Source organism: Nonlabens sp. Asnod3-A02, from assembly GCF_045063755.1.
GTDB classification, from domain to species: domain Bacteria; phylum Bacteroidota; class Bacteroidia; order Flavobacteriales; family Flavobacteriaceae; genus Nonlabens; species Nonlabens xylanidelens.
The window spans coordinates 353,620-373,964 of record NZ_JBEFOC010000006.1 but is presented as its reverse complement, the minus strand read 5'-3'; the positions used below and the strand labels follow the sequence as shown (position 1 = coordinate 373,964).

At 33.9% G+C, this 20,345-nt stretch carries 12 protein-coding genes; 10 read left to right on the top strand and 2 right to left on the bottom strand.

The features are described from left to right. The first annotated feature begins 220 nt into the window (after positions 1 to 220). The 9 genes from ACJJVN_RS02850 to ACJJVN_RS02810 all read left to right on the top strand — a co-directional run bounded on the left by ACJJVN_RS02850 (position 221) and on the right by ACJJVN_RS02810 (position 16,693). Positions 221 to 1,504, top strand: a complete 1,284-nt coding sequence (locus tag ACJJVN_RS02850) for an acetylxylan esterase (RefSeq protein ID WP_405377069.1) — start codon at positions 221 to 223, stop codon at positions 1,502 to 1,504. A gap of 345 nt (positions 1,505 to 1,849) precedes the next feature. After that, positions 1,850 to 5,878, top strand: coding sequence for a two-component regulator propeller domain-containing protein (locus tag ACJJVN_RS02845; RefSeq protein ID WP_405377068.1), 4,029 nt, complete (start codon positions 1,850 to 1,852; stop codon positions 5,876 to 5,878). A 209-nt stretch (positions 5,879 to 6,087) separates the two neighbouring features. Next, complete coding sequence (locus ACJJVN_RS02840) at positions 6,088 to 9,132, top strand: SusC/RagA family TonB-linked outer membrane protein (protein ID WP_405377067.1); 3,045 nt, start codon at positions 6,088 to 6,090, stop codon at positions 9,130 to 9,132. 27 nt (positions 9,133 to 9,159) lie between these two features. After that, positions 9,160 to 10,683: a RagB/SusD family nutrient uptake outer membrane protein gene (locus ACJJVN_RS02835; RefSeq protein WP_104515748.1), complete on the top strand. Its 1,524-nt coding sequence runs from the start codon at positions 9,160 to 9,162 to the stop codon at positions 10,681 to 10,683. 224 nt (positions 10,684 to 10,907) lie between these two features. Continuing rightward, positions 10,908 to 11,756, top strand: coding sequence for a DMT family transporter (locus ACJJVN_RS02830; RefSeq protein WP_405370775.1), 849 nt, complete (start codon positions 10,908 to 10,910; stop codon positions 11,754 to 11,756). A gap of 222 nt (positions 11,757 to 11,978) precedes the next feature. Further along, the gene (locus tag ACJJVN_RS02825) at positions 11,979 to 14,204 is read left to right on the top strand and encodes a heparinase II/III family protein (RefSeq protein WP_405377066.1); all 2,226 of its coding nucleotides are present in this window, start codon (positions 11,979 to 11,981) and stop codon (positions 14,202 to 14,204) included. 3 nt (positions 14,205 to 14,207) lie between these two features. Further along, the gene (locus ACJJVN_RS02820) at positions 14,208 to 14,585 is read left to right on the top strand and encodes a cupin domain-containing protein (protein ID WP_104515746.1); all 378 of its coding nucleotides are present in this window, start codon (positions 14,208 to 14,210) and stop codon (positions 14,583 to 14,585) included. Between the two features lie 3 nt (positions 14,586 to 14,588). Next, complete coding sequence (locus tag ACJJVN_RS02815; RefSeq protein ID WP_405377065.1) at positions 14,589 to 15,893, top strand: MFS transporter; 1,305 nt, start codon at positions 14,589 to 14,591, stop codon at positions 15,891 to 15,893. 38 nt (positions 15,894 to 15,931) lie between these two features. Further along, a complete protein-coding gene (locus ACJJVN_RS02810) occupies positions 15,932 to 16,693 on the top strand; it encodes an SDR family NAD(P)-dependent oxidoreductase (RefSeq protein ID WP_104515744.1) in 762 nt (253 codons plus the stop codon). A gap of 516 nt (positions 16,694 to 17,209) precedes the next feature. Here ACJJVN_RS02810 and ACJJVN_RS02805 read toward each other — a convergent pair. Then, a complete protein-coding gene (locus ACJJVN_RS02805; RefSeq protein WP_405377064.1) occupies positions 17,210 to 19,507 on the bottom strand; it encodes a chondroitinase-B domain-containing protein in 2,298 nt (765 codons plus the stop codon). A gap of 238 nt (positions 19,508 to 19,745) precedes the next feature. Between ACJJVN_RS02805 and ACJJVN_RS02800 the strand changes: the two genes are divergently transcribed. Beyond that, on the top strand, positions 19,746 to 20,114 hold the full coding sequence (locus ACJJVN_RS02800) for a hypothetical protein (RefSeq protein WP_405370783.1): 369 nt from the start codon (positions 19,746 to 19,748) through the stop codon (positions 20,112 to 20,114). Between the two features lie 17 nt (positions 20,115 to 20,131). Here ACJJVN_RS02800 and ACJJVN_RS02795 read toward each other — a convergent pair whose 3' ends face one another. After that, positions 20,132 to 20,341, bottom strand: a complete 210-nt coding sequence (locus tag ACJJVN_RS02795; protein WP_405370784.1) for a DUF2892 domain-containing protein — start codon at positions 20,339 to 20,341, stop codon at positions 20,132 to 20,134. Between the last annotated feature and the right edge of the window lie 4 nt (positions 20,342 to 20,345).

Genomic DNA, 20,345 nt, shown 5'->3' with positions numbered 1-20,345 from the left:
TTCTAGGAAGAAGTAGTTTGAAGGTTACGCTTTCGCGAAAGCGAGATACCCACATAATCCATATCTATAATTATTACTGGTTTATGTAGTGAGATGTGACCATGTTTTACATACTAACAATGGTTTTGTATAAGGCTCAATATGCTCAACAGCTATGATCGGTTATGGAATGAGAAAGTGAAATGGAATGTTTAATTATAACAAGTTTGAAATTATAAACATGAAGAATTATATTATACTAGTACTATTAATGTCAGGTTTATCTGGAGTGTGTCAATCACAAAAAGAAGATCTTATTAGAATTCTAGTTGCTCCGGTAAGTGATAGTTATGAATATGAAGTAGGTGAAAGAGCAGACTTTGAGATCTCTATTTTTAAATATGGTAAACTAGTAAAGAATGCAAAGGTTCAATATACCATTGCTGAAGAACAAATGCTACCTATTATTAATTCTACCATTACACTTAAAACAGGTCATGGTACTATAGAGGGAATTAAGATGGATCAACCAGGTTTTTTAAGGTTAACGGTAAATTATAAAGAGAATGGCAAGACTTTTTCTAATACTGCCACAGCAGGAATAGATGTGGATAATATCAAGACCTTTACTCAAATGCCAGCAGATTTTGATTCTTTTTGGAAAAAAGCTATAAGACAAGCCCGTAAAATAGAACTGAATCCCCAGTATACAAGACTTCCAGAGCAGGATACAGATAAGAACCTTGCTTATCATATAAGATTTAATCACGGTAAGAAGTCTTACATATATGGAATTTTAATGATGCCTAAAAAAGAAGGGGTTTATCCAGCTGTGTTAACTGTTCCAGGTGCAGGTGTGCGTTCTTATAAAGGCACTAATAAGAGTGATGACGTTATTTCTTTACAAATAGGTATTCATGGTATACCAGTAAACTTATATGGCAGCGATGTTTATGATAACCTTGATAAAGGAGCTTTATATAAATATTACTGGAATAGAATGGACGACCGTGATGCGTATTATTACAAGCGTGTGTACACCGCTTGTATTAGAGCGATAGATTTTATTCATACGATTGATAAATTTGATGGTGATAACCTAGCAGTAATGGGTGGATCTCAAGGTGGAGCGCTTACTATAATGACAGCTGCTCTAGATGATAGGGTAGATGCTATTGCGGCATTTTATCCGGCTCTAGCAGATCTGGATGGTTTTAATAATGGGCGCGCAGGTGGCTGGCCTAGAATTTTTGAAAGAGGATTTGATTTTACAGAAGAAAAAAGAGCAGTAGCTAGATATTATGACATCGTGAATTTTGCTAGAAATCTTAAAACGCCAGGTTATTATGCTTATGGTTATAATGACAATATAGTTCCGGCCAGCTCTGTTACCGCTATGTTACAGGAGATAAAAGCAAAGAAAACCATAGAGATCGCATATGATGCTGCCCACTGGATGTACCCAGAAGTACAACAACAAGGTAAAAAATGGTTGTTCAAAAAAATTAAAGTGTCTGGATATTAATCCTCAACCAATATTAGATAATTTGATTTTGATAACACAGCGATTTCTGTGTTTATCTTAAGAGTGGTATGTATTCTATGATATTAATCGCTATACCTGTCTTTTTAACACGGCAACGCTAGTTAATTTAGATACCTAAAAGTCGCAATTTGTTTTCTATTTGCGCAATACATTTATACTAATTTTCATAAGTAATGTCAATTGTGTAACCGTTGGAATCAATAAGAATTAAATAAAAAAAATAGACAACTAACTTATTACATAGTAGTTTATCTAAGCTTAGCGTAAAATGGTTTAAAATCAAACTATTTAACTATTTTTAAACCCCAACTTATTTTACTCTTTATGTGTAGATCGCTTTGCGCCATTATATTTATTTTTTCTTGTATTGCGACTGCCCAGACCGGTCGTTTTCAATTTAAACATTTGTCTACAGATGACGGTCTGTCTCAAAGTAGCGCTACTGCCATAGAACAAGATAATTTAGGGCAAGTATGGATAGCCACTAGAGATGGTCTTAATCGCTATGATGGTCATAAAATTTCTGTATTTAAAACAGAAGATGGTAATGATAATTCTTTAAGTAGTAGCGACATATTATCATTAGAAACAGGTCTAGATGGTAAATTATGGATAGGTACCTATAATGGATTAAATAATTATGATCCTAGGACAGAGTTGTTTACTCGATTTTTTGCACAAGAAGGAATTAATTCTATTCTAAGTAATAAAATACAAGAAGTTTACGCTACAAAAGATGGTCATATATGGTTAGGTACTTCTAAGGGACTTTCTATCTATAACCCTCAAGAAAATGTTTTTTATAATGATGTTTTTAATGTAAATCACTCTGCAATAAAAGTAGAAAGTGTTTTAGAATTAGAAAACGATTCTTATTTAGTAGCTTCTAATAATGGTCTGTGGCTAATTATAAAGCAAGATAAAGGTAAATATGACGCCCAAAAAATACCAGTTTTTAAAGATGAACATATATCAGATTTAATTCCTGCTGTTGGTGATGACTATTTACTTGCCACTAATAGCTCTGGGGTTTTAATTTATAACAAAAAGACCAAAGCAATAGTTCCACATCCTATCAATAAAGTTCAAAAGATTGATGAAATTAGAAAATTAAGGGTGGATAATTCTGGACGATTATGGATCGGTACCGATAACGGTATCTATATTTATGAAGACGGCATAGTAACTCATCTCCAAAATAATCTAGAAGATAAAAATAGCCTCTCAAAAAATTTGGTAAAATCACTGCATAAAGACTCTAGTGGATCTATATGGGTAGGAACCTATTATGGAGGTGCAAATATTTGGAACGCTACAAATGGTAATTTTATAAATTATATAAACAATGGAGAAAAGTCAGGTCTCAACTATTCTGTCGTAAGCTCGTTACAAGCAAATGATAAATATTTATTTATAGGCACAGAACAAGGAGGATTAAATATCCTTGATCTACAGACAGAACTTTTCTCTTATCTAACCACAGCAAATAGTGAGTTGTTGGATGATAATATAAAATCCAGCTATCTGGATAAAAATAGATTGTTTATCGGTACTTTATCTCATGGTTTTCAAATCTATAATATCAATACCAACTCATTTGAAAAGGAAGATAGATTTGCTGCGATAAATGATTCTTTGCTTAGTACAGGGGTTTATGCTTTTGCCAAAGATCAAGACCAGTTATTTATAGGTACTGCTGGTAAAGGAATAGGTGTGGTGTCTACCCTGCTAGATGCAGAAGTGTCATTTTTTAATAAAAGCAATGGTTTGAGTAGCAATATTGTGAGAACCTTATTGCTAGACAATAATAAAACTTTGTGGATAGGAACAGAAAATGGATTAAATGCTCTTGATGAGAATAAAAATATAAAAAGCTATTTGTACAACAGTAATCAAGCGGCTGGTTTTAATATATTAACTGTCTTCCAGTCTTTTGATAATAAGTTATGGGTAGGTACTAAGGCTCATGGACTTTTTGTGAAATCTAACGACACATTTAATCAGGTGCCTCTTAATTATGAAGGAAATGATATAACGACCATTCACGCTATTCTACAAGATAAAGATGGTTATTTATGGTTAAGTAGTAATCAAGGCGTGTTACAGTATGATGTTGTAGAACAAAAGGTAATTGCACTTAAAGGTAAGCAAGACGGGCTTGTAGGTAATGAGTTTAGCAATGGATCTGCCATTAAATTGTTTAATGGCGATTTACTCTTTGGCGGTATATCTGGGATTACACGTTTTAACACCGCTAGATTGTTTAAAGATTCTTTCGTCCCTTCAGTTTTGATAACTGGTTTTTCTACAGGTTATGATAGTAAACCGATCTTAGAATATGAGGGAGATGTTGTTGATAATATCGCTTTCGCGAAAGCGGTAAAACTAGATCATCATCAACGTAATTTTACGATAGAATTTGCTATGCCTAGCTTTCATAACGCATCGAGCAGTACTTATGAATACAGGTTAAGCGGTCTAGAAAAAAACTGGAATGTTACTAGTCAAAATGCGGCTACCTATACATTACAAAATTCTGGAAATTATGTTTTTGAAGTAAGAGGTGTTAATGGAGATGGAGCAAAAAGCGGTATTACTAGACTAGATGTGGCTGCTAAACCTACTCCGTGGTTGAGCTGGTGGGCTTTATTAGGATATGCGTTAGTCCTAGGGATAGCGATTTATTTTATTCTTAACGTGTTAAAATCTAAAACTCGATTACAGCAAGAGCTTAAATTCGAGCAATTACAGAAAGAAAGAGATCGCGGTATAAACGAGGCAAAATTAAAATTCTTTACAAACATTTCTCACGAGTTTAGAACACCTCTTACGCTCATTTTAGGGCCATTGCAGCAATTACTTGCCGATTATAAGGGAAGTAATAAGATGTACAAAAAATTACTCGTTGTAGAGAGCAATGCAAATCATCTCTTACAATTGATTAATAGATTAATGGATTTTAGAAAGCTAGAACAAAATCAATTTGAGCTACAAAGCGCTCGAGGTAATATTGTTAAATTTCTAGAAGAGATCTATCTTAGTTTTAATGAATATGCTAAAGTAGGAGAGTACGACTACAGCTTTGAGTCTGTAGAAGATGAGATTTTAGTTTATTATGATAGAAAAAAGCTAGAAAGAGTTTTCTTTAACCTTATTTCTAATGCATTTAAATATACGGACAAAGGCGGTGCCATTGATATTAAAGTGACTAAAAGTGATCGAGAAATATTTGTGTCTATTAATGACACTGGTATAGGGATATCACCAGTAGAACAAGATAAAGTATTTGATAGGTTTTATGAGGTAGAAGCAGATAGAGAAAAACCTTCTCCATACCATCAAGGTACCGGTATAGGTTTAAATATTGCAAAGAACATAGTAGAATTACATCATGGTACGATAATCATAGAAAGTGAAAAAGGTCAGGGATCTAGTTTTAAAGTTGCTTTAAAATTAGGAAGAGAGCACCTTGAAGATCATGAGATTTTAAAAGATTTTAAATTTAGTGACGACCTATCTCAATATACATCGCAGTTAAGTGAACTTCCTACATTTTCAAATAGTGAAGATCTAGATCTATTAAGTGACGATGATAAGCCTACCATACTAGTTGTGGAAGACAACCACTCATTACTTTCTTTTATGGTTAATTTATTAAAACCAGATTTTAATGTTATCGAGGCAGATAACGGTGAAGATGCTTTTAAACTAGCTATTAAAAACAGTCCAGACTTAATAGTAAGTGATGTGGTGATGCCTAAGATGGCAGGTACAGAGCTATGTGCAAATGTTAAAAAGGATATTAGAACTAGCCATATACAGGTGATTCTATTAACATCTAGATCTTCTTTAATATATAAACTAGAGGGACTAGAAAGTGGTGCAGATGATTATATAAGTAAACCGTTTAATATAAATGAGTTTCAATTACGTATTAAAAACTTACTGCATAGTAAGGCAAAACTGAAAGAAAAATTTGGTTCTTCAAATGACTTCTCTCCCGAGGAGATAAATGTAACCTCTGTAGATGAGCAATTACTTAAAAAAGCCATTGCTATAGTCGAGGAGAACATTCCTAATGAACAATTTGATATTCCATCATTCAGTTCTGAATTAGGTGTAAGTCGTACCATGTTATTTATTAAAGTAAAGGCATGGACTAATTTTACTCCTAATGAATTTATTCAACATTTTAGAATGAAAAGAGCGGCTCAACTTCTTGAATTAGGAACTCTTAATATTTCTGAAGTGAGTTATAAAGTTGGGTTTAGAAACCCAAAATATTTCAGTAAATGCTTCCAAAAAGCATATGGAGAAACGCCTTCTAATTATTCAAAGAAATTCTCAGAGTAATTTACGGAAAATGTAAATTTTTCACCGTGAAGCCTATATTTTTAAGGGTTTCGGATTTTTGTATACCCTTTTCTGAATTATTGATCGCTAAGGTTAAGTTAATTTTATCACAACGTTAAAGAGGTGTTCTCTGCCGCATGGTTTTCGCAAACGATGTAGGACATTTTTTTAAAAACTAACTTAAAATATTTCAACTTAAAGAAAATCTTATGCAACAAAAAAACAAACCGCAATTATTAAGATATGGACTCTTGCTAATTTGCATTTTCGGTTCATTCTTAACCTATGCGCAAACTTCTACAATAACAGGTAAAGTTGTGAGTACTGAAGGAGAAGAGCTATTAGGTGTGAGTGTTTCTATAAAAGGTACATCTACAGGTACATCTACAGATTTTAATGGTGATTATACGATAACAGTTCCTAATGCAGAGGCTGTATTAATGTTTAGTTCTATAGGTTACACTACATTAGATGTTCCTGTTAACGGACAGACTGTAATTAATGTAACCTTACAGGATGATCTAGCTTTACTAGACCAAGTAGTAGTTGTAGGTTATGGTACTCGTAAAAAAAGTGATGTAACTGGCGCCGTTAGTTCTGTAAAATCAGAAGAACTTAATGCTTTCCCAGTATTAGATGCTGCTCAGGCTCTTCAAGGTCGTGCGGCAGGAGTTGAGGTGCAAACAAATAATGGTGGTGAGCCTGGCGCGCCCATTAATATACGTATTAGAGGTAATACATCTATAAACGCTAGTAGTAGTCCTTTAATAGTTGTTGATGGATTTGTAGGAGCTAATTTTCCACAACCAGCAGATATTGCTTCCATAGAGGTGTTAAAAGATGCGTCAGCAACTGCAATTTACGGTTCTCGTGGTTCTAACGGTGTTGTACTTGTTACTACTAAGAGAGGTAAGGTTGGAAAAATAAGTGTTGAATATAATTTTAATTATTCTAACCAAAGAACCGCAAATGAGTTAGATTTATTAAATGCAGATCAATTTACGACTTATCAGCAGATAATTAATCCAGCATATGTTTCAAATGGATCTAATACAGATTGGCAAGATTTGATTTATCAAAATGGAAACATTCAACAACATCAATTTTCATTCTCAGGAGGAACTGAGGATATAAATTTCTATGCTTCTGCAAATTACTTTGATCAAGAAGGTGTGGTTGTGAATTCTGACTTTGAAAGGTTTACATTCTTATCTAATCTTGATGCTCAAGTAAATGACAAATTAAAATTAGGACTGAATTTATTTGCAAGCAGAGGAACTCAAAACGGTGTACCTACTCAATCAAACGGTAATCTGGCTAACGGTGGTGGAGATGATGTAGTTGCATCTTCATTTAGATTTGCACCAGATTTAGGTGTCTTTGATACAGATGGAAACTTTACAGTGAATTCTGTAGGTGATGATATTGACAACCCATTTGCTGTAGCAACACAAAGTGTTAATGAAACCAAAAATGATTTATATCGTGCTAACTTGTCTCTTAATTATGAAATAATTGAAGGTTTAACTTTTAGATCATCCTTAGGTTATGAGTCAGAAAATGAAACTGCTGGAGTATTCAGACCATCTTCATTAACTATTACTGCTGGTGGAGTAGGTGGAGTAGCTGCAATAAGTAGTTTTAAACGATCTAATTTATTGAGTGAGAACTTCCTTACTTACAAACGTGAAATAGGAAAAGGAGATCTAACTTTACTAGGTGGATATTCTTATCAAAATTTAACAAATCAGAATTATGCAGCTGGTGCTCAGCAATTTATTTCTGATTCATTCTCTTACTTCAATCTAGGTGGTGGTTCTGTTCAATTGATACCATCATCTTCAAGAACCGTTTCTGAAATTCAGTCGCAATTCGGTCGTGTCAATTATGATTATGATGATAAATATTTAATAACAGCTACCATACGTCGTGATGGTGCTTCAAATTTTGCAGAAAATGAAAAGCATGCGGTTTTTCCTTCTGGGGCGATTGGATGGAAAATTTCAAATGAACCTTTCTTTGCTAACGTAAATAATATTTCTGAATTAAAGTTGCGAGCAAGTTATGGTGCTACAGGTAATCAAGGGATTTCTGCTTTCCAATCGCTTGCTAGGTTTAATAGCGTTTATGCTGTAATCAATGGTGATGCAGTTAATAATGTGGTTCCAGATCAGCCGGCAAATCCAAATCTTAAGTGGGAAACATCTTATCAAACAAATGTAGGTCTAGATGTAGGTTTATTAAATGATAGAATAACTTTATCTGCGGATTATTATAATATTGATACAGAGGATTTAATTATTGCTGATGACAGTCAAGCAGAATACCTAGGTTTCTTGACTACCGCCAGTTTACGTAATATTGGAGAGGTTAATAATAAAGGATTTGAATTTAATATTAATAGTAGGAATATTGTTGGTGAGAATTTTACTTGGTCTACAGATTTTAATATCTCTACAAATCGTAATGAAGTTAGCACATTACTTAATGGTGAAGATATTTTCTTAGACGCTTCTCCGGGATATTTTAATATTGATGAGACTCATGTTTTAAGAGAAGGAGAATCGACTGGAGCTTTTTATGGATATGAATATAGAGGTGTGTATCAAGGAGGTGCTCTTCCTGAAGGAACCGCAGTTTTCAGTGGTTCTGTAGCTGGAGATCCTTTGTATACTGATATACCTAATGAAGATGGAATGATAGATGGTGAGATTACGACAGCTGATCGTAAAATTCTAGGTGATCCTAATCCGGATTTTTCTTTTGGTTTCAGTAATAATTTTACTTATAAGAATTTTGATATGAATATATTCTTTCAAGGTGCGGTCGGTGGAGATATTATGAATTTAACAGCTTTACAACTTAATAGTGGTGATTCTAATGCTTCTACCGATATTTTAAATGCTTGGACTCCTTCAAATACGAATACAAATATTCCTAGTGTTGCTTTAAGAACAAAGAGAATTTCGTCTCAATTCTTAGAAGATGGAAGTTATGTGAGACTTAAAAATATCTCTGTGGGTTATACTTTTCCTAATACGTTTGTGGAAAAAATGGGGGTCAGTAGTCTTAGGTTAGCAATTAGTGCGCAAAATCTGTTTACTATAACTAATTATTCTGGTCTTGATCCTGAAGCTAGTTATTTCGGTGCTGGCTCAGTTTCAAACAGAGATTCAAATACAACGAGAGGTTTTGATTTTGGTAACTATCCTACATTAAGATCGTTTAACTTCAGTGCAAATATTAAATTTTAATAAAATAACATCAAAATAAATAGAAATATGAAAGCTTATAAATATATATTCCTAGTTATAGGATTGTCGATATTGGGTTGTTCAGATCTAGAAGAGGAACCTGTAGGACTGCTTGCTCCAGAAGGATTCTTTCAGTCAACACAAGATATTCAGACTGCGGTAAATGGAACTTATGGTCATATGTTGCATGAAGATTTTTGGGGGCGTAAGATGTCCTTAACCTTAATGCTTCGTAGTGACATGGTTGCCATAGGAGATCCGACAACCTCATCCCGAAGAATTGAGCATGACCAATTCAACGTTCCTGCAGATAATGGTATGATTTCAGGATACTGGAATAGAACGTATCAAATTATTGCTGCTGCAAATAACGCTATCGCCGGAGCAGAGTTGGTAGCTGATACTGATGAGAATAAAAACCCTATCGTTGCTCAAGCATATTTTGCAAGGGCGTTTACCTATTTTCATCTCGTTAGGCAATTTGGTGCGATACCTTATTTAAGTGAACCGGTAACAGATGTTCAAGCGGCCAATAGTATCAGTAAGACTTCAGTTGACGATGTATACGCAAATATTATTGCTGACTTAGAATTTGCAGAGCAGTGGTTACCAGATACACAACCTGCAAGATCCCTGCCGGCAAAATCTGCAGCGCAGTCATACCTTGCTCTTGTTTATTTAACACGTGGAGAGCATCAGCCTGCTTATGATTGGGCATTTGAAGTAATTAGTAATGAAGGTGCTTACAACCTAGATTTGGATCCTGATTTTCAAAACTTATTTAATGCAGATGCAGTAGATTCTTCTGTAGAGCCTATCTTTTCTTTAGACTTTAACGGTTTTAGTCCTAGTGATGATGGAAGAGATTACATGCCAGCATTAACAGGAATAAGAGGTGATGAGCAATATGAACCTAATGTAACAGGTGGCGGTTGGTCAGTAGGGGTGCCTACTCTAGCTGTATATAATGACTGGGATGATAATGATTACAGAAAAGAAGTGAGTTTTGATGATACTAACATAGTAGACGATGTAGAAAATTCTTTCACGATTTTTCAAAGTTTAGATTCTCGAGCAGTGAATAGACCGCATATAGCAAAATACACGAGATTTACTGGTCTAACAGGTAATGGTAATGGTAGAAACTCTAGCCATAACTACCATTTTATGCGCTATGCCGAGGTTCTTTTGATCGCAGCAGAAGCTTTAAATGAAGTTAGTGGTGGTAGTGATGAAGCTATGGGGTATGTTAATCGTGTTAGGGCAAGAGCTCGTAGTGGTAATGGTTCTGCTTTTCCAGCAGATGTATCTGGATTAAATCAAGATGATTTAAGAGATGTTATTATAGATGAGAGAAGATTAGAATTAGCTTTTGAGTTTAAAAGATGGTATGATATAGCTAGATTAAGAAATGGTAGTGAGGTATTCGGATCTACCGGTTATGAAGGTCTTGTTCCTGGATTTGATCCAGCGCAAGATTATTTATTGCCTCTTCCAGCAGATGAACTTTCTAGAAATCCTAATTTATTACCTCAAAATCCAGGTTACTAAATAGAAGATTGAAATAGCCAATTGCTTTAATCCCAACGATGTTTATTCGTTGGGATTTTTGTTTGCTTAAATTTAAGTAGCATTTATCAAGGCTATTTATTTTTATCCATTTAATTAGAGAATTAAAAGTCATAATAAAACTAGACGTTGTAGTTTTGTCGGCTGTATAATTGACTAGTATATTATTAATAACTCAACATCATTGATGTTTTATTTTATTTAAAGTGAAAGACCTACAAAAAGCTATCGTTTACATGTTGTTCAGTACACTGGCATTTGCAGTTATGAATGGACTTGTAAAATATTTGGTAGATTTCAGTGCCTATGAATTAGTGTTTTTTAGATCGCTAGGGACTTTAATTCTTACTATGGTGTTCTTACTTTATAAGAAAATACCAATATTAGGGAATAAAAGAAGTTTATTAGTAACTAGAGGTATTGCTGGTGCTGTTTCTTTAATATTATTTTTTCTTTCTTTAAAGTATTTACCTGTAGGGACTGCCGTTGTACTTAGGTACTTATCACCTGTATTTGCAGCTATTTTTGCTGTGATATGGCTCAAGGAAAAAATAAGACCTATTCAATGGTTGTTCTTTCTATTAGCTTTTTCTGGTGTGTTAGTAATGAAAGGTTTTGATAACGACCTTAGTTTAATTGGTCTCGTCTTGATATTTTCATCTGCATTGGTAATGGGAATCGTATTTGTAACTATTTCTAAAATAGGTAAGCAAGATCACCCTATTGTAATCATTAATTATTTTATGGCGATAGGAACTTTGCTGGGAGGTGTTTTGGCTCTCAATGATTGGAGGACTCCTCAAGGTAATGAGTGGATTATTTTAAGTAGTCTAGGTGTTGTAGGCTTTGTAGGGCAACTTTTTATGACCAAAGCTTTTCAAATAGCATCTACAAATCAAGTTGCGCCTCTTAAATATCTAGAAGTTATTTTTACTGTCCTTATAGGCGCGTTCTGGTTTATGGAAACCTATACGATATGGGCTATTTTAGGTATGGTGATGGTCATTGCAGGATTATTACTTAATATCTTTTACAAGTCAAGAAAAGTAAGCTAAAACACTCTTATTTTTAATGAGTTAATTCCTAGTGTTTCACAAATAATACATCTCTTTCTTAAGATAGATGCCTTTGTGTCTATAATTCCTTAAACAAACTATAGTTTAATTTGCAAATTCGCATTTATTGTCTTTAATTTGGGCAACCAGATTGGTCAACCAATTTATCTTTATCTTTTGATAATGCTATTGGTTTTTACTCAATTAACCTTCTAGAAGATTATGAATTGGAAATTAATTTTAATTGTATGCCTTTTAGGTGTTGTCTCTTGCGAGGACAGTACTACTGCAGGTGGTGATACTACAACGATAGAGGCTACTAACTCTAGTTCAAAATTGCTTTTAAGCGACGATGGAATAGCAGATTTTAAATCCTCAAATAGTGATGTTGTAAAAAACACTTTAAAAGAATTATCACAATCTGTAGATGTTATTCTTACTGCACCTATAGAGATACCGCAACCAGTAGATGCAGGTGGTGGTTATTCTCATGAAAAACACAAACAAAATTATGCCGAACTTTATAAAGTAGCATTATCTCAAAGTTTAGATCCTCAAGAAGATAAGCTTACTTACATAAGAAATATGTTTGATGGATATGCAAATATGTATCCTACCTTAGGGATGCACCCTAAAGACAAGGAGAATCATCCAGGCGGTAAATTATACTGGCAAGGTCTTAACGAGGCAGTAACCCTTTTTTATATGATACAATCATATGATCTTACTCGTGGTTATTTAACCGAAGATGAACGCTTAAAAATAGAAAAAGATTTATTACGCCCTATGGCAAAATTCTTAAGTGAAGATAGTTATGAGGTTTTTAATAAAATCCACAATCATGGAACATGGTCTGTAGCTGCTGTCGGTATGACTGGTATGGTGTTAGGAGATGATGATATGGTACAAAGATCTATTTATGGATCTAATAAAGATGGTAAAACTGGTTTTATAGCACAACTAGATCATTTATTCTCTAGCGACGGTTTCTATAGTGAAGGTCCTTATTACCATAGGTATGCTATTTTGCCCTTTATTGCATTTGCTCAAGCTATTGAAAATAATGAACCAGAGGTTAAGATCTTTGAACATAGAGATGGTATTCTTAGAAAAGCGGTAACTACATTACTGCAACTTACAGATGAGCAAGGAAGATTTTATCCTATTAATGATGCCATTAAAAGTAAGACATGGGAAAGTGATGAGGTAGTTTTTGCCACTAACATAGCTTATAAGCAATATAAAGATGCAAGTCTTTTACCAGTCATTAAAATGATGAATAAAATATCATACACTGACGCTGGTGTTATAGCTGCCAATGCTATTACAGACGATACAGAAGATTTCTATAACAGACCTAGTATGTTTATAGCAGATGGTGTAGAAGGAAAAAGCGGTGGTCTTGCATTAATGCGCAGTCCACAAAATACATCAGGTCAACTACAGGCGGTTCTTAAATTTTCTACTCAAGGAATGGGTCATGGACACTTTGATAGATTAAGTTTATCTGTATATGATTATGGTAACGAGATCATGCCAGATTATGGTGCGGCACGTTTTTTAAATATAGAAACTAAAAGAGGTGGTAGGTATCTACCAGAAAATAAAACATATGCACAGCATACCATTGCACATGGAGCACTTGTTTTAGATGAGAAATCTCAATATAAAGGAAATGTAAAATATTCTGAAGAACATGTTTCTCATGTTGTAAAAACAGATATGAGTGGAGAACGTTTGCAAGTAAGTATAGCAGCAGATTCAACAGCATATAATGGTACTAATTTGTCTCGTTCTATAACGATGATTAATGAGCCAGAAATTTCTAACAGACCATTCCTTATTGATTTGTATCACATCGATTCTAAAACAAGTCATCAAATGGATTTAAATTATCCTTTCTTTGGTGATATTATAGATACTCAATTTGATTATAGCAGACCAGTTAACAAAACGGTTTTAGGAAAAGATAATGGTTATAATCATCTAGAAGTATTAGCACAAGGTTCTCCTAAATCAAATGCTACTAACACTCAGTTTTCATTCTTACAAGCACAACGTTTTTATAGTATTACTAGTGTTGCTGATGCTAGTACGCAACTATTTATTACCCAAACTGGTGCTAATGATCCTGAATTTAATATAAACCTACAGAGACAGTATTTGATCAGACAGCCTAAGAATAAGACTAGTCACACATTTGCAAGTGTTATTGAGCCTCATGGATTCTTTGATCCTGTTAAAGAGACAGTAACTTATCCTAAATCTGTAATTTCAAACTTAAAGCATGAGCAGCAAGATGGTTATGATATCGTGACCTTTAATGCTGGCGGTGCTATGTATTTATACACGCTTTCGCGAAAGCGAGATAACAACAAGAATCATACAATAGAATATAATGGGAAATCCTATTCTTGGGATGGAACACACCAATTAATAAAATTATAAGTCATGAAAAGATATAGTGAAAAGTACATTCTTACAGAAGAAATGAAATGGGAAAATCTAGGAGGTGGAGTTTCTCGTAAATTTTTAGGGTACGATAACCAGATAATGATGGTTCAAGTAAAGTTTGAAAAAGGAGCTGAAGGAGCGCCACACAAACATTTTCATACACAAACTACTTATGTAGCGGCTGGTAAGTTTGAATTTATTATTGATGGAGTAAAGCAAATAGTGAGCGCTGGAGACGGTGTTTATATGGAACCTAACCTTTTACATAGCGCAGTATGCCTAGAAGAAGGGATGTTAATTGATGTTTTTGCACCGGTACGTGAAGATTTTTTAGATGGTAGTGGTGTATCTTATTTTGGAGACAAAGAGGCATAATCTATGAAAGTCAAAGGATTAAGATGGTGGGTAGTAGGGTTAATTGCCCTGGCAGCCGTAATAAATTATATAGACAGACAGGCGTTTTCTGTTTTATGGGAAACTGAAGGAGGTATTGCTGATGAGCTTTACCCTGAATTAGATGCAGACGGTAGAAAAAAAATATATGGAAGTATTGGTACATATTTCATTATCGCCTATGCTTTAGGTCAGGCATTATTCGGTAGAATTTTTGATAAATTAGGAACACGTTTTGGTTTTGCTTTATCTATTGGTTTTTGGTCACTAGCGACTGGTTTACATGCTTTAGTAAGTGGTGTTCTAGGTTTTACATTTGTGAGATCTCTTTTAGGACTAGCTGAAGCTGGTAACTGGCCTGGTGCTGCAAAAGGTAATGCAGAGTGGTTCCCTACTAATGAGCGTGCAATCGCCCAAGGTATATTTAATTTTGGTGCTTCTTTTGGAGCGTTAATATCGATACCTCTTATTGGATTTATGGCACAAAAACTACATTGGCACGTCATCTTTATGATTATCGCTTTACTAGGGTTTCTTTGGTTAATACCATGGTTAGTCGTTGTGAAAATTGGACCTAAAAAACACCCTTGGCTTACAGATGAGGAAAAAGATCGTATTCTTAATGGTCAGAAAAATGAAGTTGCCACTGTAGAAGGTGAGGTAGAACCTAAGAGTATGTCTTACGGTAAATTATTAGGCTTTAAACAAAGTTGGGGTGTTATTATAGCATCTGCGGCTATAGACCCTATCTGGTGGATTTTTGTAGTCTGGATACCTAACTATCTTGTAAACGTATTCGGTGTGGGTATAGAAGGTATTACAAAATATGGATGGATACCCTATCTAGGTGCTATGATTGGTGCTTGGTTCGGTGGTTTGCTAGCAAAGAATTTCTTTAATAGAGGATGGGATGTTAACAAAGTAAGAAAAACAACTATAGGTGTAGGGTGTGCAATCATGCTTCCTGCATTATTATCATTAAGTAATCCTGGTAGTCCATTAATAGCTGTTTTAATCATGGCTGTCGTTTTATTCGGATTTCAAACTGCGATAGGAAATATTCAAACTTTACCTAGTGATTTATATAGTGGTAAATCGGTTGGTACGCTATCAGGACTAGCTGGTATGTCTGCAAAGTTTGCTGCTGCAGGACTAACATGGTACATAGGTTCAAAATTACCAGCAGATAAGTATTCTTTTGTATTTCTTATAGGGGCTGTACTTGTAGCAATCGTAGTGTTTGCTGTTTGGGTACTTATCCCTAAGATTAAGCCATTACAAAGAGCTTAAATAATTAAAAAAAAATAAATTTAAACTAAATCAATAATATGAAATTTGAAGGAAAAGTAGCGGTAGTAACTGGGGCAACTGGTGGTATCGGTTTTGAAGTAGCAAAAAGATTAGGTAAAGATGGTTATACGGTTGTTTTAAACGGTATAGATGATGAGGCTGGAGCAAAAAGAGTTGAAGAACTTACTGCTGAAGGTGTTACTGCTGAATACCTAGGTTTTGATGTTACTAAAGAAGATGCTGTAACTGCTAATATTACTGAAATAGGTAATAAATATGGTAGAATTGATGTGCTAGTAAACAACGCTGGTGGTTTAGGTGGTAGATCTAGATTTGAAGAGATGACTACTGAGTTTTATAGATTTGTAATGGCTCTTAACCTTGATTCTGTATTTTTTGCATCAAGAGCAGCTATACCATTTCTTAAAAATGGAGAACACCCTTCTATAATTAACTATACTTCTAACGCTGCATGGAATGCTGGTGGACCAGGTGCAGGTATTTATGGAACGTCTAAAGCTGGTGTGCATGCTATTACAAGAGCACTTGCAAAGGATCTTGCAGAATATGGAATTAGAGTAAATGCAGTATCTCCTGGTACTATTGATACTCCTTTCCATGCGCAAATCAAATCTACTAAGCCAGAAGTATTTGCTTCTTGGGCAAATAATATCTTATTAGGTAGACTAGGACAGCCAGAAGATGTTGCTGGTGTTGTTTCTTTCTTAGCTAGTAAAGATGCATCATTCATAACTGCAGAAACTATCCAAATAGGTGGTGGTCAGGCATTAGGTATCTAATAATAGAAACTATGAATTCTGAAAAATCAATTTGATTTTTCAATAAATTAGCCAACATGTTTAAGAATTATCCCTGATAGATTTCCTATCAGGGATTTTTTTATGCAAAATTTTGAGATTTATTTTTCAATTGGATAGTGAACTATAAATCTTAAAATAGAGACTTTCTTCCATGTTTGTACAAAGTGTTCTTGTATTATGATGCTATATAAATCTATAGAAAGAGCTGTTTCATGAACTTAATTTGCATAGAATAAGATTATACAAATGATTGACCATGTTCAATGATGTCCTTATGAAGAGATATAAGGGAGGTTTACTAAAAGCAGGTAATAGTTTACGATACGAGCTTTATAAGTGATTTATATATATCTATTTAGAAAGATTGGGCGCTATTTTACTAGTGTTTATAGATTTTAGGATTATATGAAAGCACATAAAAAAAGCCTAATGATTTGAATGTCATTAGGCTTTACTTTAAGAGAATTAAAAATTAATTCTACAATATTCTTTAAATTAATAAACTAGTTTCAATTCTATATTTTCAACTACTTTAATTTCACCAGAGTTAGTAACTGTATTGTTAACCGGTTGTTGCCCTTTGGCACCCCATAAAACAGCTGTAAACTTAGTGTCGTTATTAGTAAAAGTATTGTTCTCAAAAGTCACGTTTACGATACCTCTAGTATTGATTAGAATTTCATCTTTATCTAGTTTACCAGAGTTAGTAAAAGTGTTGCCAGAAAGGTTTAAAATACCTCCTATGGTAGACTCATCATAACCACCTCTATAGAAATCTATCACTTCGTTAGATATGTTGTCAAAATTAGATTTTGTTATAGTTAGAAACTCTACGTTGTAATCTCCTTTATCATCTATTTCCTTGTCTAGCAAAAATCCGTTGATACAGTTTTTGAAAGTAGAATTGTTAACTATAATCTCATCTGCAAATGAGCTTTTAGACGCATCTAACACAGATTTGAAATTTTCAACACTTATGTCATTAAGATGTATACCGTATGCCTTAGACATATCCTTATCTTCTGTCCTGACGAGATCTTGGTCTGCAGTACCTAGAATATTTAAATTTTCTAAATGTAAAATACCTTTAGGTTGCATTAAGAAAGCAGTCTTTAAATTATCAAATTGTATAGTTGCTCTAGCATCTTTATTGGCAGATGTTATTTTTAACTCCTTAGCTAGTGTGATCGTTTCATCTATCAAGTAAGTACCTTCTTTTAAAGAAAGAATATCTTCAGAATTAGCATCTTTAATAGCTGCCATGAACTCACTCGCATTTGTAACTGTATGAGTTTTTATATCTTTATTTCTAGTAGAAGGTGTAAACCATTTTGCACCATAAATAGAATAATCTACCGTTGCTTTTTTATCGCTCACTGGTGGGATAATAGCACCTATGTAATTTTGATCTTGGTTCCTAGATTTACCAAAAAGATCTACATCGATATCATTAAAACCATAACCATCATATAACTTACCATCATACTTTGCAGGAGTGTAAAAAAGCTCGTCACCTAACGTATTAGAGATAGATTTTAATGTGAAATCTTCACGATCAGAATCCATATTTTTATTACTTAACAGTAAATTGTTTTTAAATTTCACACCATCTATTTTATCATAAGCCTTAATAGGATAAGAAGTAAATCGGTCATTATATACAAGATTATTAGCAAATATGACTCTTTTAGGACGTGCAGATCTTATTTCAGACGGTGGTAAAACCTCTGCCTGATCAGTGTTTACACCTACAGAAAAATGTATAGGTTGTTCACAGTCTATCCAGCTATTGTGCGCTATAACTACATCAGTTACCTGGTTATATCTATTTAAAGGAGATTTAGGGATACCGTTCATAACAGCCAGTCCACTACGGAATTCTGTACCGCGCATTTTATAGAAATAATTATTTGTTACTACGTGACCAGTATTAATAACACGTATTCCACCTACATAAGGGTTATCATTACCTATAAATATGTTACCACTTATAGTTGCATAATTACCATGTCTAGTTACTACAGATCCTTCACTCTCTAGAAATACGTTATTAGAAAAGTTATTAAAATTAGATTTACTAGAAATAATTTCTACCTCACCATTACATTTTTCAAAAAGGTTATTAGTTACTTGAGTATAGGACGGTGTCATAGACGTTGTACTAGCACCTAGTTGCATAGTCTCAGCCTTAGGACCACCTTTTCTAGGTCTAGGCCCGAAATGGTTGTCATGTATCTTATGATAATTATTTACATGTTCGTTACCATTAAGATATACCTTTAAAGTAGGTCCTTCATTAGATTTTCCAGCAATATAACTGTGATCTAGTTCATTATGTTTGCCATAAAACTCTATCCAGTGATCTTTTCTATGACGATCAGGTTGTGTAAACTCTTCTATAACTGTACCAGTAACACGACAGTTAAAAGCGATAGAGTCAGGGGAGTTTCTAAATATTATAACTGCTTCGTCTGGTGTGTATCCATTCTTAAAATAAAGATCTTTGGCAATTAGATATTCACCACTTAATTTTAAAAAAGACTGTCCTTCTAAGATTACCTCACCAGGTGTTTCTGCTTTTAAAACTATAGGTTTTTGCTCTGTTCCCATTCCATGAAATTTGATTTGAGCATCCTTCCAGATACCGTTTTTCATGGTGATAACATCTCCGGCTTTTGAGTCGTCAATTGCACTTTGCAGCTCGTCTATATTTGATACGTTTATAGAATTCAGCTTTTGATCATTACATGAGATTAAAGCTATGGCTAGCGCTAGTAAAAATATTCTTTTCATAGGTTGTTTTAAGAGAATTCAAGATACCTACTAAAACGATATAGCCAGGTCTTAAAGAGTCCTAAATGAAGTATAGAATCGTACCGTTTTCATTAATTTCTCTATTTAAAGCTACTAAAACAGAGAGATTCTCATTTTTAGACAATTGTTTGTAATAATTCCGCTTTCGCGAAAGCGGAACCTAAAACACATAGCTATAAATAATAAAAAGCCTATCTTTAAGAACCAACTTAGCTTTATGAAATCAATAAAACATTACGATATAGGATATGCAGATATATTCATTTTTAAACTTTATTTAATTGTACAAGTTAAAGAGGGATATTCTGTTGAAGTAGATGATATCGATATCTTCCATGCGTTGATTGAAAATCATTTCAGCGATCAAAAATTCATTTATATTTCTAACCGAGTGTATTCCTATTCAGTAAATCCGTTAATTTACCCTAAGGTTGCAGCTGTTGAGAATTTAATCGGTATGGCTGTAGTTGCAGACAATGGAATTAAAATCAAAACAGCTAGTTTTGAAAAAAACTTTTTATCAAAGCCTTTTATAATTTGTGCTACACTAGATGAGGCTATTATTTGGGCTTCACAACAATTTTAAGTGCTGTATTGATATTTCTACTTTACAGCACAACCTTTTGCTTCTTTCTTAACACCTAATTTTACTAGAATAGTTTCTAGTAAACACCACTTTGTAAATGCAGACTGTATAAGGTTAACACCTATAAATACCGTAAACCACATCCAGTTTGGGTTTACATAAACGGTTAACACCACGCTTAAAAGTACCATGGTACCTACGATTACTCTAAAATATGTATTTAACATTGCT